This is a genomic window from Paenibacillus sp. FSL R5-0713 (assembly GCF_037973325.1).
Taxonomy (GTDB): domain Bacteria; phylum Bacillota; class Bacilli; order Paenibacillales; family Paenibacillaceae; genus Paenibacillus.
In genome coordinates this window covers 1,186,713-1,201,914 of record NZ_CP150229.1, presented here as the reverse complement: position 1 = coordinate 1,201,914, position 15,202 = coordinate 1,186,713, and the positions used below count along the sequence as shown (strand labels likewise).

14 protein-coding genes are annotated in these 15,202 nt (G+C 47.0%); 2 read left to right on the top strand and 12 right to left on the bottom strand.

The genetic code is table 11. The annotated features are described in order from the left end of the window. Positions 1–55: 55 nt before the first annotated feature. From MKZ12_RS05325 to MKZ12_RS05280, 10 genes are all read right to left on the bottom strand, one after another. Positions 56–433, bottom strand: a complete 378-nt coding sequence (locus MKZ12_RS05325; RefSeq protein WP_339259156.1) for a hypothetical protein — start codon at positions 431–433, stop codon at positions 56–58. Positions 434–456: 23 nt separating this feature from the next. Continuing rightward, a complete protein-coding gene (locus MKZ12_RS05320) occupies positions 457–804 on the bottom strand; it encodes a DUF4190 domain-containing protein (RefSeq protein WP_339259155.1) in 348 nt (115 codons plus the stop codon). Between the two features lie 384 nt (positions 805–1,188). After that, positions 1,189–1,944 (bottom strand): amino acid ABC transporter ATP-binding protein, encoded by a 756-nt coding sequence (locus MKZ12_RS05315; protein ID WP_339239993.1) that lies wholly within the window; start codon positions 1,942–1,944, stop codon positions 1,189–1,191. Between the two features lie 33 nt (positions 1,945–1,977). Beyond that, complete coding sequence (locus MKZ12_RS05310) at positions 1,978–2,637, bottom strand: amino acid ABC transporter permease (RefSeq protein WP_253430947.1); 660 nt, start codon at positions 2,635–2,637, stop codon at positions 1,978–1,980. A 111-nt stretch (positions 2,638–2,748) separates the two neighbouring features. Further along, positions 2,749–3,519, bottom strand: a complete 771-nt coding sequence (locus MKZ12_RS05305; protein ID WP_036672520.1) for an amino acid ABC transporter substrate-binding protein — start codon at positions 3,517–3,519, stop codon at positions 2,749–2,751. 130 nt (positions 3,520–3,649) lie between these two features. Continuing rightward, positions 3,650–4,207 carry a DUF4825 domain-containing protein gene (locus MKZ12_RS05300; RefSeq protein WP_339259154.1) on the bottom strand — a complete coding sequence of 186 codons (558 nt, stop codon included), beginning with the start codon at positions 4,205–4,207 and terminating at the stop codon, positions 3,650–3,652. Continuing rightward, positions 4,204–4,899 carry a permease prefix domain 1-containing protein gene (locus MKZ12_RS05295; RefSeq protein WP_339259153.1) on the bottom strand — a complete coding sequence of 232 codons (696 nt, stop codon included), beginning with the start codon at positions 4,897–4,899 and terminating at the stop codon, positions 4,204–4,206. The genes MKZ12_RS05300 and MKZ12_RS05295 overlap by 4 nt, the downstream gene beginning before the upstream one ends. Beyond that, entirely contained in the window at positions 4,896–5,255 is a 360-nt protein-coding gene (locus MKZ12_RS05290) for a PadR family transcriptional regulator (RefSeq protein WP_339239986.1), read from the bottom strand. The genes MKZ12_RS05295 and MKZ12_RS05290 overlap by 4 nt, the downstream gene beginning before the upstream one ends. Before the next feature lie 270 nt (positions 5,256–5,525). Further along, positions 5,526–7,031 carry an alpha-glucosidase/alpha-galactosidase gene (locus tag MKZ12_RS05285; RefSeq protein ID WP_339259152.1) on the bottom strand — a complete coding sequence of 502 codons (1,506 nt, stop codon included), beginning with the start codon at positions 7,029–7,031 and terminating at the stop codon, positions 5,526–5,528. A gap of 188 nt (positions 7,032–7,219) precedes the next feature. Then, positions 7,220–8,233 (bottom strand): AraC family transcriptional regulator, encoded by a 1,014-nt coding sequence (locus tag MKZ12_RS05280; protein ID WP_339259150.1) that lies wholly within the window; start codon positions 8,231–8,233, stop codon positions 7,220–7,222. A 181-nt stretch (positions 8,234–8,414) separates the two neighbouring features. Here MKZ12_RS05280 and MKZ12_RS05275 point away from each other — a divergent pair, with 181 nt between their 5' ends. Next, on the top strand, positions 8,415–8,813 hold the full coding sequence (locus MKZ12_RS05275; protein WP_339259148.1) for a histidine phosphatase family protein: 399 nt from the start codon (positions 8,415–8,417) through the stop codon (positions 8,811–8,813). 18 nt (positions 8,814–8,831) lie between these two features. Then, complete coding sequence (locus MKZ12_RS05270) at positions 8,832–9,023, top strand: hypothetical protein (protein ID WP_339259146.1); 192 nt, start codon at positions 8,832–8,834, stop codon at positions 9,021–9,023. 138 nt (positions 9,024–9,161) lie between these two features. Here the strand turns inward: MKZ12_RS05270 and MKZ12_RS05265 are convergent, their stop codons facing one another. Continuing rightward, positions 9,162–11,573: a rhamnogalacturonan lyase gene (locus MKZ12_RS05265; protein WP_339259144.1), complete on the bottom strand. Its 2,412-nt coding sequence runs from the start codon at positions 11,571–11,573 to the stop codon at positions 9,162–9,164. A gap of 794 nt (positions 11,574–12,367) precedes the next feature. Beyond that, positions 12,368–14,812: a glycoside hydrolase family 6 protein gene (locus MKZ12_RS05260; RefSeq protein ID WP_339259142.1), complete on the bottom strand. Its 2,445-nt coding sequence runs from the start codon at positions 14,810–14,812 to the stop codon at positions 12,368–12,370. Positions 14,813–15,202 lie beyond the last annotated feature (390 nt).

Below are 15,202 nucleotides of genomic sequence, written 5' to 3'. Positions count from 1 at the left end.
CAAGTCTGGGCTAAAGGGATATGCCTTTGTCTTTTTGTTAGTTTTGATATTGAGTTTAGCCAAGATCCTTCACAATGTGTTGGTTCAGAAAACTCAGAAAATCACCTTGCATGGAGCCAAGGGTAAGCATTTTCTTGATCATGCTAAATCGCCAATGGGTACCATTGAGCTGGAATGACCACATAGCGGAGAGCCCCATTCCAGATTTTAATTTTTGATTTTTCAGATCATCCAAAGCAAAATCAATTATTTCTACAACTTTCGAGGAAAATACATTGAGAAAGAGAACTTTTAATCTGTCTCTATTGATTAGTAAAATCGCTTTACTCGTCGGTGATGAAATCGTCTGTGAAATGGCGTAACAGGCCAGCATATCAGGTTCTCTGTATGGTTCAGCTAAACGGTATATAGATTTTCTAGTGATCAATAGCATTTATATTCTTCCTATTCCTTTTCCTAGTATGTAGAGTACATATCAGAACTCGAGACAGCAAAAGAAAATAACAGCGCGAGCGTAATCAGTAATACATACAACGCTACACTGATGATTCCACAGACAAGGCCAGCAATGGCTAATCCTCTGCCCTGTTCCATGCGGGTCTTCATTTCTTTGAGCGATATAGAGGCAATGATGATGGCAACAATACCAATCAGTAAGCCCACGTATGGAATTACGATGGACAATATGCCCAAGACAAGAGCTGCAATCGATTTACTATTGGTTTTTGGTATTACATAAGGTGGTGGTGGAAATGTGTCGTTATAATAACGATTCACATCATTTTCGCGATCGCGATGTTCCAACGTAGAACCCCTCCCTGTTTAATAAGTATGTTCATTATAATGTTTTAGAGGGAATGAGTGTACCACATTTTGTAAAAAGCGAGTTGTTATTAATTTTATTGTATCCATCCTCTGAACACATAGTTGAAGCGTAAGCTTAAACATTGTACTTCTAGAATATAAAGTTTAGAACTCGTTGTGTTTTAGTATTTTTTGTTTGGAATTATGAGTTACACCACTTATGCAATTCGAACACATTGGAATGTAGTGACTTATATCGTGTTGACCATGGTATTAATTATCTGGAATACATACCTGTGGACATAAGCTATTATTAAAAAAGAACGCAATCCCTTACTACTCAAAGGATTGCGTTCTTTCCACATTTCTTAGATGCAATGTCTTCTATCCTTCCACTTCCACCCGCTGCAAAAATGTCCGAGTACGTGCAAGCTTTGGATTGCCGAAGATCTGTTCTGGCGGTCCCGCCTCTGCGATTTCCCCGTTATCCATGAAGAACACACGATCCGCAACATCACGGGCGAAGCCCATCTCATGCGTGACAATCATCATCGTCATATTTTCCTGCGCAAGTTGTTTGATTACGCGTAACACTTCCCCGGTCAGCTCCGGATCGAGGGCCGATGTCGGCTCATCAAACAGAAGAATGTCAGGCTGCATCATGAGTGCGCGGGCAATAGCTACACGTTGTTTCTGTCCACCGGACAGATTGGCTGGATACGCGTCTGCCTTGTCCGACAGTCCTACTTTGCCGAGTAATTCCAGACTGCGGTACCGGATGACACTTGAACTTTCTTTTTTCAAAGTCTTCGGTGCGAGTTCCAGATTAGCCTGTACGGTCAGGTGTGGGAACAGGTTGAAATGCTGGAATACCATACCCATACGATCCGTCATCTTGCGAATATCTGCGGCACCCGCGTAACGACCATTATCGACCAATGTCTGATCCTGAATGCGAATCGTTCCGCCCGAGATATCCTCCAGATGAATCAGGCTGCGCAGCATCGTACTTTTACCTGAACCCGAGGGCCCAATCACGGCAATTACTTCGCCTGGTTCCACATTGAAGGATACCTGCTTCAGCACATCAAGTGTACCGAATGATTTTCTCAACTGATTTACTTCTATTATATGTGTCATATGCAGACAGTCCTTTGATTAATCAGATTTAATTTATTCAAATGAAAACCGCTTCTCCAGCGCCTTGAACAGCAAAGTAAGCACGAGAGTCATGAGCAGATACATAATCGCCGCTACGAAGAACGGGATTAACTGCAAATCCCGATTCACTGCCGCTTGGGCGTAATACAACAGCTCGGGTACAGCCACGGCATAGAGCAGTGCCGTATCCTTGATCAGAGTAATGGACTCATTGGCCGTTGCAGGCAACACTACACGAATCATCTGAGGAATAATGACTTTGGTCATCGTCTGCCACTTCGTCAATCCAAGGACCTTTGCCGCCTCATGTTGCCCTTTATCAATGGACAGCAGTCCGCCCCTGAAGATTTCAGCAAAGTACGCCGCATAGTTCAGGATGAATGCAATCCCCGCTGCTACAAAGCGATCAAACACCAGGTACTCTCCAATCACCGGAAGCAACGGTAAACCGAAGCAGAAGAATAGAATTTGGAGCAGCAGTGGTGTTCCTCGCATCACGTAGACGTAGGTATGAGCAATCCACGCCAGTGGTTTAATCTGGCTTCTCATCGCGAGCGTGACCGCAAATCCAAGCGGTACAGATAACACGATCGCCAGTAAGAACATGAAAATGGTGGTCTGCGCACCCTCTAGCATCGGTTTTAAAATGGTCGATAGATAATCCCAACTCATTATTTTATCTCCTCTAATCTGTTAACCCCGCATTCCTCTGGGGCATGTATCGCTCCAGCGTGGAATACGGGGTCCGTTTTGTTCAAACTATATATCAGGTGTGTAACCTGCCTATTTCAGAACCTTGTCTTCACCCAACCATTGGGTGGAGATTTTAGCTGCTGTTCCATCTGCATTGAGCTCATCCAGCGCTTTTTGCAGCTGATTCAGAAGCTCTTCATTGCCTTTTTTGATACCTATTCCATATTGTTCCGGTGCAAGAGATTCATCCAGCAGTTTGAATGTTCCCTCTTCCTTGGACATGTAGTATCTCGCGACCACTTCATCGATGATGACCGCATCCAGACGTTTTGTTTTCAAGTCAGTCAGAGCAAGCACGTTATCCTTGAATTCGGAAGCTTTTACTTTATCCTTCAGGGGACTAGCTGCCAGTGCATCTGCCGCTGAGGACAATGCCTGTAATCCCACATTTTTACCATCAAGTTCATCCAGCTTCGTAATTGGCGAGTCTGCCAAGGTAATCGCGACCTGACTGTTTTCCAGATAAGGCTTCGTGAAAAGCACTTTCTCTTTGCGCTCATCCGTGATGGTGTATCCGTTCCAGATCATGTCGATTCGACCACTATTCAGCTCCGATTCTTTGGAAGACCAGTCGATCGGCTGGAATGTGATTTCTTTACCCATTTTCTCCGCTGCAGCTCGTGCGTAATCAATATCAAAACCAACAATTTCATTCTGCTCGTCCCGGAAACCCATTGGAGCAAACTTATCGTCAATGCCTACAACAATCGTGTTATCGTCTTTGCTTGCGGAACTGGAACAACCCGCTACAATCAATACACATATACTAATGAATAATAGTAGAATCGCTTTTTTTCTCAACTTGAACCCCTCCATGTCTATATCCAAAACCCAAACGCTTTAGTTCGTTACCACGTTATCAGAGATTTATAATAACATAGCATGGAAGAAGAGTCGAGTCTCTTGCCTATTTCCTTCTATTTCATGCAACTTAATTGTCAACAATTTGTGAAAAAGCTGCTTTCACTTGTGCCGTTTCCACGAGCTTCTCGCGTACAATCGAATTCCATAGCTCCAGGTTCTGAAGCTTCTTTAATTCCGTACCTGCCCATTGTTGGGCGGATTCACGATGTAAGGTATAGCTGGTATTCTCTAACTGGTAGACAACCTGCTCCAGATTATCGATCATCACAAAGTTCGCAATCGCATTATATACCAGTATCCGCTCAAGTTCCTCTGTATCCATCTCGTGCGTATTCAAGCTATAATTCACTTGAGCCGTGAACGTCTCCGGGTACAGTTGGTAACCATCCAATCTTTCTTGTAAAGGTAAGGCCTGATTCAGATGACTAAGGTTTGAATTATCACCCATGTAGGGACTGCGGTATTTCACTAAAGCGGCAAAATCATGCGTCAGCGGATTATTCTGCTCTGCTTCATACTGATCCTGCTGTGCCTCGATCCTCGGATTAACGAAACCCTCCACGAACACAAGGCCAACCACACCGAGAACAACGAGTGCAATAATCCATATATTTTTCCCTCTCATGACACATCACTCACTTCATATTTGCTAATGATCCGATACGCCCGATGCACTACCAAAGGAATAATAACGCTCAGTAGCGGGATAGCAAAGGCAATGGCCATCACAGCAAATTGATAAGGTCCATCCACCTGAATGGGTCGATTAAACCAGATGTTGCTTCCAAATCGCAACGCCGCCTGTGTTCCCCATAGTACAATCATGAACACCGCCCACAACCACCAAATTCTGCGATTCCACCGCATAAAGGCATCGGTTTGAATCACTGTAGTTTTCACTGAAGTTGCCGGATCATTCGTCCTGTTGGTCAACATATACAATACATATGATCCCCCAACAAGGAGGCTCACGAGCATAAGCAGGTTGTTTATGGCGGAGCCTTGCATCACCACCCTCGTTGGAATGGTTATGATCCAGGCTATAAGGCAATATATCAGAGCAGACTGTAATAACGCTGTCCAGTACGGAACACGTTGCACTCTCCGATGGTCACTCATCACTTGATCCATACCAGCGATATGCTGAATGGCGGTCTGGAACGCCTTATCTTCACTCATCCCCTGCGAGATATAATCGTCAATCCGCGCAGCGAGATTACTGTGAATCTCTTCTTTTAATTCCCGATTATCCAATGTATCTGGTGAGTGAGCGAACAGACGATTCACATGACGGGTGATGCGTGCTTCCAATCTCATAGGTCTTCATCTCCTTTTTCTCCAGTGACAATCATACAATCAATCAGTGCCTTGGCTGCCTGCCAAGCTTGAACCTGCTCTCTATAGGCTTCGAGGCCTTGCACTGTAATCCGGTAATATTTGCGTCGTCCTCCCTGCGTCTCTTCCCCCCAGTAGGACTCCACATATCCACTCTTCTCCAACCTCTTCAAACTGGAATAAAGCGTAGGTTCCTTCAATTCAAACTGCTCTCCACTCTTGCGATAGATCTCCTTAATAATGCTGTAACCATAGTTATCAGAAGGTATAAGTACACTCAGAATGATGGGGTCAATATTGCCCCGAATCAGATCACTGTTAATTACTTGAACATCCATCTGCAAAATTCACCGACTTTCTTCCATCCTTCGTATACTATAAGACATATTACTATGTCTGTAAAGGTAATATGCATCACATGGTAAATACGCCTCAAAGTGAGCAACGTTGCAATATTCCTCTCTTGCTCTTCACCTGGAAGGAATAAAGAGGTGGTTATAATACAATTCATAAGCACGATGTGAACGTTACTTTAGCCTTCGTCCGCGGCGTCCAAAAAAATAAAACAGGGCTCCTCCAATTATGGAGAAGCCCTATACTCGTTTTGTCTATTGCTGCACTTTCTCACGATCCTTGCCTTTATCGGATTCACCTGCGTTTTTGTTGGCAGCATCACGATCCTGTTGCATCTCTTCAACGGTTTTCACCTTAAGACGTGCTGCACCTTCATACTCCTTCGTCGGAATAAGATTACCCGCAGCAAGTCTTGCTTCTGCGGCAGCAATCGCATCCCCGTACTGTGGCAGCCACTGAGCCTGTGCAACCAACATCTCATCGACCATCTGCCAGATCTCTTTTGGATTACATACGGCACCTACGAGCGGGTCCATCATGAACGCCTGACGAAGTAATTGGTCGTCTCCGTTCACCGCAGCTTCAACTGCCAGACGTTGCACGGAAATACTCACATTACATACCGCGGCTGGTCCTAGTGGCAGATCACCTACATGTGGCATAGAAATGCCGTTGCGATCCACATATCCTGGTGCTTCAATAATCGCATCGTCCGGCAGGTTCGAGATGACTCCTTGATTAACGGTATTAAAATGTCCGCGATAGACACGTCCGGTCTCCAGCCCTTCGATAATGTACGAACCATGCTCCTCGCCCCGTTTTTCGGGAATGAATTGCATCGGTTCATCCTTCATCCAGTTAGGGAAATCCGTCTCAAACCAGTTGCGCCCCTCGGTGCATACCCGCAGATACCCACCTGTCTCTCCGTTGATCCAGTTGCCCAGGTCGATCCATTCGTTAATCTCTTCCGGACGTTTGCGGTACCACGGCACATATTCACTCAGATGACCATTCGATTCTGTACTGTAATATCCGAAGCGGCGCAGCATATCGATCCGCACTTTTTCGGTGCGGCTATACTCGGGATGTTTTTCGAAGGCTTCGAGCAGGTCACCTGTAAGATCTTTGCCTTCATGAGAAGCCTGAATATACCAGGTCTGATGGTTGATGCCGGCACAGATAATATCCACTTCACTCTTTTTCAAGCCAAAAGCTTCCGCAATCTGATGATGACCATGCTGTACGCCATGACACAGTCCGATCGTCCGCACACCGCCATACTTATTGCATGCCCATGTGAGCATCGCCATCGGATTGGAATAGTTCAAGAGAAGTACATCCGGTGCGCTCTGTTCACGAATATCTTTACAGATGTCCAGCATCTCGGCGATTCCGCGTTGTCCATACATAATGCCACCTGCACACAGCGTATCGCCGACACATTGGTCTACCCCATATTTCAGTGGAATATCCACATCCGTTGCAAAAGCTTCCAGTCCCCCAACACGAATCGTACACAGTACATACTTCGCATCTTTTAACGCTTCTTTCCGATCCGTTGTCGGCTGAATCTGAATATTCAATCCATTCTCACGGATATCCCGCTGACACAGCTCCGTCACCATGTCCAGATTGTGCTGACTAATATCGCAGAACGCAATTTCGATGTTGTTAAACTCCGGTACCGTGAGCAAATCCCGCAGCAATCCCCGAGTGAATCCGATACTTCCTGCCCCGATAAACGCCACTTTAAACGACATGTTTAAATCCTCCCCTAATCCGAATATTTCGCTTCGGTTAATGACTCTCTTCATGAAATCATTGTACCAACGCCAATAGGGGAAGCGTTATCAAAATCATGACCTGTTCAAGTCCCTGTTGTCAAAAATCCTAACTTTTAAAGACCAGATCCACTAATATACTTGTGTTCGAAATTACTGAAAATGACTCATTCATCCGTCGGATATTGACTCACATGTCGTTCCATCGAGGAGCGAAATTCAACAGGCGTACAGCCGGTATATTTTTTGAATAACATATGAAAATACTGACGACTCCCTACTCCAACATAGTCGGAGATCTCAGAAATCGGAATATTCGTCTGCTGTAGCAGCATCTTGGCCTTCTCCATCCGAAGCATGGTCAGGTAATCGGTTGGTGTACGCTGCGTGTGCTGACGGAAAATGCGATGCAAATAACCCGGATGCAGATTGACGGCTGCGGCAATGTCCTTCATCTGAATATTGCGATCCATATTATGGTGCATGAATTCGATCGTTCGTTTGACATACAACTCTGCCTGATCTGGCGCACTCCGGTTCATTTCTCCGCGCAGACGTGCTACACGGACGATCAACTGGATGAACAACGTGCGCACCAGCATTCCCTGTTCCGGGGACGACAGATTCCGGGCTTCGCGATGTTGTGCACGGTCCTCTCTGGGAATAACGCCTAATGGGACAGAGGATCTTCCCTGCTCCAATAGACCACGCTGATCGAGCTCCAACACCAGACTTTTCATAATGTAATACACCTCTTCCGGGTCAGGCAGTACCAGATATGGCGAGGCATTAGCCAGCAAAGTGTGGACTTCTTCCTCTTCCTGTACGAGCTGTCGAATGGACAGCTGACCGGCTGGTGTTCCCGAGAATCCAAACTCTACATTGAGCATCCGGCAAGGCACGCCATCTTCCACCAGCAAACGGTGCGGGACGCCGGCATCGAGCATAATGAACTGCCCTTTTTTCAGAACAGCCTGTTCCGAGCTCCCATCCGGCATCAGTACGTCCACACGACACATTCCCGAAATAATATACATAATCTCCATGGAATCATGATGGTGATAGGACATACGGTAGTTGTCCCATTGCTTATAATAGTACGCGTAAAAACGCGGCCCACAATCCTCTGTTCGCAATGCCTCCTGATACAGGCTTCCTGTCCAGCGCTTCGAGATGCTCATGTCCATACCTCCAGTCCTTCAACGATCGATCCTCACTTTTCTCCATTGTAACAATTATGTAGGTTGGATATAAACGTCCTGACTCAAATGATGATTGTATTTTATAATTAGATAAATATATAATTAGTATATCATCTAATCATTTATGTGAATTATCTATACTTAAAGGAGGTTCCTACGCATGAGTATCACCTTTCATCTGGTAAGACACGGACTTAAAGAACGACAAATCGGTGATGTCCCCCTCACTTCCGAAGGGGTTTTACAAGCCGAAGCCACAGCACTTCATTTTGCCAGAGCTGCCTTTCCTGTTACTAAAATTCTTACTAGCCCACTTCGGCGTGCCCAAGAAACTGCAAGTATGATTGCCAGCCATACTCAATCCCCCATAATAGTAGAGCCTCGCCTGCGTGAACGTGCCAATTGGGGAGATGGCCCGGATCAGTCATTCGAAGAATTCATTGCGATGTGGGATCGATGCACGTCTGACCCCGATTACATTCCACCTGTGGGAGACTCGGCCAAACAGGCTGGTGAACGTCTGGCCTCCCGCTTAACCGAATTGACGAATGAAGAGTAGGAGAACAGTAACATTATTGTGGTTACACATGGTGGACTCATTACGGATTTTCTGGTGCAGACTTTTACCGAGCGCGAGCTTAATGTCTGGCATTCCGACTTTATAGCGATGCAGATCCAATTGATCCCCGAATGCTCCATTACCACACTAATCCATGATCAAGGAAACTTCACCATTGAAGCGTTCGCTTCTACCGCGCATTTAGCCTAACTAAGGATGTAGAAGAATGACGTACCACGGATAGATTGAAAAACGCCAAGTGATGTCCACCGATCCTCATGTAAAAAAGCTCTGAAACCTCCATATGCCGAGACACATGGGAGATTCCAGAGCTTTAAAGCACTTCGATTATTTTCCGCCCTTCCCTGGCGTGTAGAATTTGGGCAGCGTTACCTTCGACCAGTCGATATCCGATGCCATATAGAAGGACGGATAGGAAGGCTGGTTGTATCCACTGTTCTGTCCAGCAATGCCCACGCGATACATCGCATCATGCATCAACGTGTACAGCTTGCGGTCCGTCTTCTCGGTACTCAGATAGATGCGGATCGCAGAGCTATCGGTGGTTCTCACCAGCATCTCTTCCCGCCAATCCCCGAAAATATCAGCTACGAGCGAAGGCGTACCTTTGGTGTAATTGTTAGTCAATGTGCCTGTTGCCGTCAGCAACGTGCCACGCTTCCAATCCTTGATAGTTGGCGTGACGTCAATAGCACCATCTACAATCTGGGTCGTCATATCGCCAGACCAGCGAATATTCATATTCGTACCAGGGGCTTGATCACTGATTTTCTCCCCCTGTGCTGTCCACAATCCTACAGCCCAAGTCTCCAGTCCACGACGAGTCGGATCAACATCTCCCACCATGCCGCGTCCTGTATCTTTCCCTGTGTATCCGCCATAGATCACTTCTCCGGTCTTCGCATCCCGCAAGGAGTAGCCATATGGAGCCCACGGACCACCCTCGTGAACCATGAAGATCTCAAGTCCCGGACGATCCGGGTCGATATCTGCTACATGAAGGGCATCCCCATGACCCAGACGGGCAATCGTTCCCGGTGCAGCACTTTCGGCTGGCATTAGGTCTGTGGAGCTATACAGTACGCTACCATCATGATCAATTGTGGCTGAGCCATAAATGATCTCCTGTTTGCCGTCTCCATCCACATCTGCCACACTGAAATAGTGCGCGCCTTGGGTTGTAATGGAGCCATACTCTGGATCTGTGCCATCCACGCCATGCGGCCCATCATTGAACGGGTTCTTCATCGGTGTCCAGCCGCTGTCCACTTTCCATTCCTTTTTCAGCTTCTTGCCATCCCAGTTATAAGCAACCATGGTCGAACGTGTATAGTATCCGCGTGCAAAGATTGCAGATGGTTTCTTGCCATCCAGATAAGCCACGCCCGCCAGGAAACGGTCCACCCGATTGCCCGGTTCAATCCGTGCCATAGCATAATCGCCCCACATCAAGCCATCATCATGACGTTCAGGTTCGTAGGGGATCGTCTCCAGCTCTTTGCCTGATTTCCCTTCAAATACGGTGACATACTCCGGCCCATCCACGATAAACCCTTCGAACTTGCGCAACTCATTTCGGTTGCTGCGTTCTACCGCGTAGACATCAATGAAGTAATCGGCCAAGCTCTCGGCATCCTGCTGAGATAATGGATAGTTATACTTTTTCTCCATTCCAAATGCCTCTTCCAATGTCGCAGGCCAGTTGCCCTTCACAACCTCTTCGTGTTTATGCCAGTTTCTGAACATATCCACCACGTGATCGTAGTAACCGTCAGCACTTAAACGATAATCATCCTCGTTCTTCACGCCTGCCTTGCGGTCTTCCTTCGGTAAGGTGATATACTTCTCGGATGTCACTTTTCCTTTTTTGTTATATTGGATTATTTTCGTGCCCGGAGCAGTCTTGAACATCATCTCAGCCTTGCCATCCCCGTCAAAATCGTAAACAAGCATCTGTGTATAATGAGCACCTGCGCGAATGTTGACTCCAAGATCGATCCGGTACAGCAATTGTCCGTCCAGGGTGTAAGCATCTACGTAGGTTTTACCCGTGTATCCTTTTTGCGATACATCCTTGGCGTTGGAAGGGTCCCATTTGACAAAAAACTCATATTGGCCATCCCCGTCCACATCACCCACGCTCATGTCATTGGCGGAATACGTATAGGCTTCGCCGGCAGGCGTCACGCCATCGGCCGGTTTTTGCAGTGGAATATCCACGTAGCCGTTCGCCCAAGGTTTGACGGATGCACTGCGTTTGCTCTCTTTACCCTTTTTGTTCACCGCTGCCACTTCATAACGGGAAGAAGATTTACCTGTGGCATCTACATAGTTGGTGCTATCCGTGACCGTAGCGATCTTTTTGCCATCACGATAGACGTTAAAGTCCGTACCTGTCAGCCCTTTATCGCTATACCCTGTGGCCTCGTCACCAAGCAATCTCCAGCTAAGAAAAACACCTTCGGATGTTGATGCAGCTACCAGACCGCGATCCAGATATTCCAGTTGAATCTCTTTCAAGTGACTGCCCTCCTTATGTGATTGCAGGCCACTCTCCGTTGTACTATTTCCATTCGAAGCTTCGGCTCCAGTGACTCCCGCTGTTCCTCCAATAAGCAAAGCTACGCTGAGTGCCGAAGAGAGTACCTTGGCTGCAAGTGGCAACCGTGCCTTCCTGCGACCGGATTGCTGACCTGAAGCCGATCCCTTATGTACCGGCGCTGTTGTTTCTGAGTTCATCCACCTTCACGCTCCTTGAGACAGAATAGATGATGCTGATACACTTCGATGATGATTGAGCATTCGATTACCCGTACAGGCATTCGATCACCCATGTAGACCTCTTCAACGAATGATTCCAAACTTTAATGATTACGCTTACAAAATTAAAAAAGAGAAATCAGCTTGCCCGACTACCAGAGTGCGGTCCTCCTTTCATTCTCTTTCCATTCTGAGCGAGGTGATCCCGCCCATCCGGTTCTATTATAGACATCCTGCCTGCCAGACCCTAGGCAAATATCCGTCCAAAACGATCAATATTCAGTGTTTTTAGGAGTCATTTTGTAAATCAAACCGATGAACGATTCAAGCTGAAGCATGATTCAGACTCACCGCCAAGTTTTTTCTAACGAATCCCACGCACCCTATTAGGTGGTGAAACTGCAACAACGAATCCTAACGAATCTCAGTAACCTTATTTGGACCAAAACGAGTCTAAGAGGATCAAAATCTACCCAAATTAACTAAATAGCGTGTCTACGATTCGTTAGATTTATCAAATGCATCAATTCAACTGAATAGCGTGTCCTCTGTTCGTTAGAAAAGAAATAGGGCTGTCCCCTGCTCATTTTCATGAACAGAGGACAGCCCAGCCTGATACGCCCGCTCTTACATCCCTAATTACGGATCTTCAAGCGATTATACATACATTGTTCAAGTGAGAACTTCAATCTAGAATGACTCTTGTAATGCATAGCAAAAACCGCGATCCTCTAACACACTGAGGATCGCGGTTAAGACAGTTACAATAAAGTTTAAGGCTCAATGCCCCATACCAGGTTTCCACCTTGATAGAGTGTTACCTTGTTCCAATCCTGATAGGATGTTTTCGTTGGATCGAAGGAGTAATCATTCGTCTCGTCAAAGTTGGACCAGTCTGTTTTGTACATGCGAAGCTGGATATCGCCAGTCTGTCCACCAGCCTGAATGCTGCCAGCGCCAGCTGTGAAGCTCAGCTCTACATACGAGTCTGTGAAGGTGCGCTGAATATTGGCTCCGCCAACTTGAGCGTAATCAATGGCAGAATCCATTGCAGCCGATCCTTCTTTGGAGAAGTAATACCGGATCTTCAGATCACTCAGATTCACAGCAGTACTGCCCAGATTTTTAATGTTGAAATACGGTTTGATCTGGCTGTCCAGCGCATTGGTATCTCCAGCACGATATTGCAGGACAAGATCACTTGTCGGTACAACGACACTTTGAGGTGTCGCGGAAGCTACAGCAGAATTGGCACTTTGCCCTGCTGTGTTCACTGCACTTACCACATAATGATACGTTGTTCCGTTCGTCAGGGAAGTGTTGGTGTATGACGTACCACTCACATTCGTCGCGATTGTTGTGAACGGACCTGCTGCACTCAGCGCCCGTTTCACATTATAACTTGCTGCACCTGTAGAGGCAGTCCACGTCAGACTCACCTGTGCATTACCTGCGGTTGCTGTGAGCGCAGTCGGTGCAGCTGGCGCCGTTACCCCTGCAACCGGTGTAGCAATTGCTGTGGCAGAGTTAACACTTTCACCTACAGCATTGGTTGCCGTGACCACATAATAATAGGTTGTACCATTGATCAAGCCAGTATTGGTGTAGGATGTTCCACTCACATTGGCTGCGATCGTTGTGAATGGACCTGATGCGCTCAGTCCCCGCTTCACGCTATAACTCGTTGCACCTGCAGAAGCCGTCCACGTCAAGGAGACCTGAGCGTTACCGGCAGTAGCCGTCAAAGCTGTGGGTGCAGCCGGAGCTGTATTACCTCCCGGAGGATTGCCTCCACCATTACTTGCAGGCAGCACAGGGAATGAGTTCTTCACCAGTGCCACGAATTGATCATGGAACCAGTGACCCGATACCGGAGCATTGGGCAATGCACCTGTTAGTACACCATCCCGAGTGGTGAAGGTCGGATCACACATCCGGTCGAAACCTTTGCCTTCGTTATTCGGAATTTCGGAACTGGAGCCATCGGATTCACCCGGAGGTTTCACCCAGACATACGCATCCAGATGCGCTGGTCCTGGCGCTGCCTTAGGGACTTCCCCTATGCCAGCTCCACTGGCATTACACCAGTTCCCTCGATGCTCCCGGCGATCTACACGTCCGGAATTTACATAATCGTTGATGTTGCTGCCCGTAGCCGATGTTGGACGGTCTACCCCGCCCCAGCCGTTCCGGCTAGTATCGATCAGGAAACCTGTGCTGCTTGGCCAGCCGGCTTGTACGAAATCGGTATACAGCGCAGCGGTGAAATCGGTTTCGTCAAAATACGGATTCCACTCATAAAACTTGGCTGATTTAATCGGTTGTCCACCGATATTGAGATCCGGGTTGGACAGGTTCGGCTCTCCCAGCGGTGTGGTATTCGCCGTGTTCGTAATGAAGCCATCTGCACTCTGCAGACCTGCCGCAGTATCATTAACTACGTCCGTATATAACGCAACTGCTGCAGAACGGTTGTTATCCCATCCAAGCCAGCCGGAGTGACCGATATCCAGATAGTTGTACACATTCGGAATCGCGTGCAGCTTGTCCAATGCATACTTCACACCGGCCTCATAGATACCTGTTGAGCTGGCTTGACCACAAGCTGGTGTACTCAGGTTGGTCACAAGGTTAGGCAGACTGTCCGGTTCAATGACAGCGATAATGCGAATATCCTGATACTTCGGATCTGCGAAGATATCTGCAATCACATCAATATAATCCGTTTTATACGTCTGTAGTGCAGCCTGTGTTAGTGGAAGTTCACCATTCGAAGCAAGGGCATGACAATCCCGACCTGGCAAGTTATAGATAACAAATGAAGCCGTTATTGGTGTCCCGGGTTTCTTTTGGGCAAGAACAGCATCGAGATGTTCCTCAACGCTTTTGCGACCCGCATTGTCCGTACCGCCATAGATCGCAGCAATCCGGTCAATCCACACTGCGGTTGGATACGATTTGACCGTCTCCATCTGTGCCTTCAGCGATGCATCATTGGTCAACGCAATGGACGTATCCACAAGAGCCGAATAGTCCTCATTCAAATAAGCTGTTGCCCCTACAAATGGATTATCCACATGTGCTTCAGCCGCCTGAGTCAGGCCCGGAGACATTCCCGGGAAAATCCCCGCCGCCAGCAGTGTTGCCGCCAACATTTGCTTTACTCCTTTGCGCAGGATCTTCTTACCTCTTGATCTGGTTTTCAATGTAGTCTTCATAGTTCCACCTTTCCTTTAGTTAGATTGGGTTGTACTCATGTCTGATCCTCTGTGTCATGATGATGCTTAGCACGAAGAGAACGTTCGGATGAGTTGGTTGTATCACCTCCATAAGAAATGGTTGTATAACTGGAAACTTGGTCAAACAAATTGTGTGAGGGCGAACCATGAGAATGAGTATAATGTGGTGGGTGTGGGTGATTGTGTGTTAGACATGAAGAAGTGTGGAGATGGATTTACAGGATACTTGAATCTTTCACTTCAGTAAGCGCTTTCTTTAATCGGTTTAAAAAAAGGCCATCGCCTGCCCATCTACAAACTTGATGTTCGGTGTCACCTCCTTATGTACGATTATACGACATGTAAATATTACTGTAAATTGAATTAAAT

Coding starts and splice junctions, on each gene's coding strand:
- MKZ12_RS05325 (WP_339259156.1), bottom strand. CDS start 433: ATGCTATTGATCACTAGAAAATCTATATACCGTTTAGCTGAACCATAC.
- MKZ12_RS05315 (WP_339239993.1), bottom strand. CDS start 1,944: ATGACACATATAATAGAAGTAAATCAGTTGAGAAAATCATTCGGTACA.
- MKZ12_RS05310 (WP_253430947.1), bottom strand. CDS start 2,637: ATGAGTTGGGATTATCTATCGACCATTTTAAAACCGATGCTAGAGGGT.
- MKZ12_RS05300 (WP_339259154.1), bottom strand. CDS start 4,207: ATGAGAGGGAAAAATATATGGATTATTGCACTCGTTGTTCTCGGTGTG.
- MKZ12_RS05295 (WP_339259153.1), bottom strand. CDS start 4,899: ATGAGATTGGAAGCACGCATCACCCGTCATGTGAATCGTCTGTTCGCT.
- MKZ12_RS05290 (WP_339239986.1), bottom strand. CDS start 5,255: ATGGATGTTCAAGTAATTAACAGTGATCTGATTCGGGGCAATATTGAC.
- MKZ12_RS05285 (WP_339259152.1), bottom strand. CDS start 7,031: ATGTCGTTTAAAGTGGCGTTTATCGGGGCAGGAAGTATCGGATTCACT.
- MKZ12_RS05280 (WP_339259150.1), bottom strand. CDS start 8,233: ATGAGCATCTCGAAGCGCTGGACAGGAAGCCTGTATCAGGAGGCATTG.
- MKZ12_RS05275 (WP_339259148.1), top strand. CDS start 8,415: ATGAGTATCACCTTTCATCTGGTAAGACACGGACTTAAAGAACGACAA.
- MKZ12_RS05265 (WP_339259144.1), bottom strand. CDS start 11,573: ATGAACTCAGAAACAACAGCGCCGGTACATAAGGGATCGGCTTCAGGT.
- MKZ12_RS05260 (WP_339259142.1), bottom strand. CDS start 14,812: ATGAAGACTACATTGAAAACCAGATCAAGAGGTAAGAAGATCCTGCGC.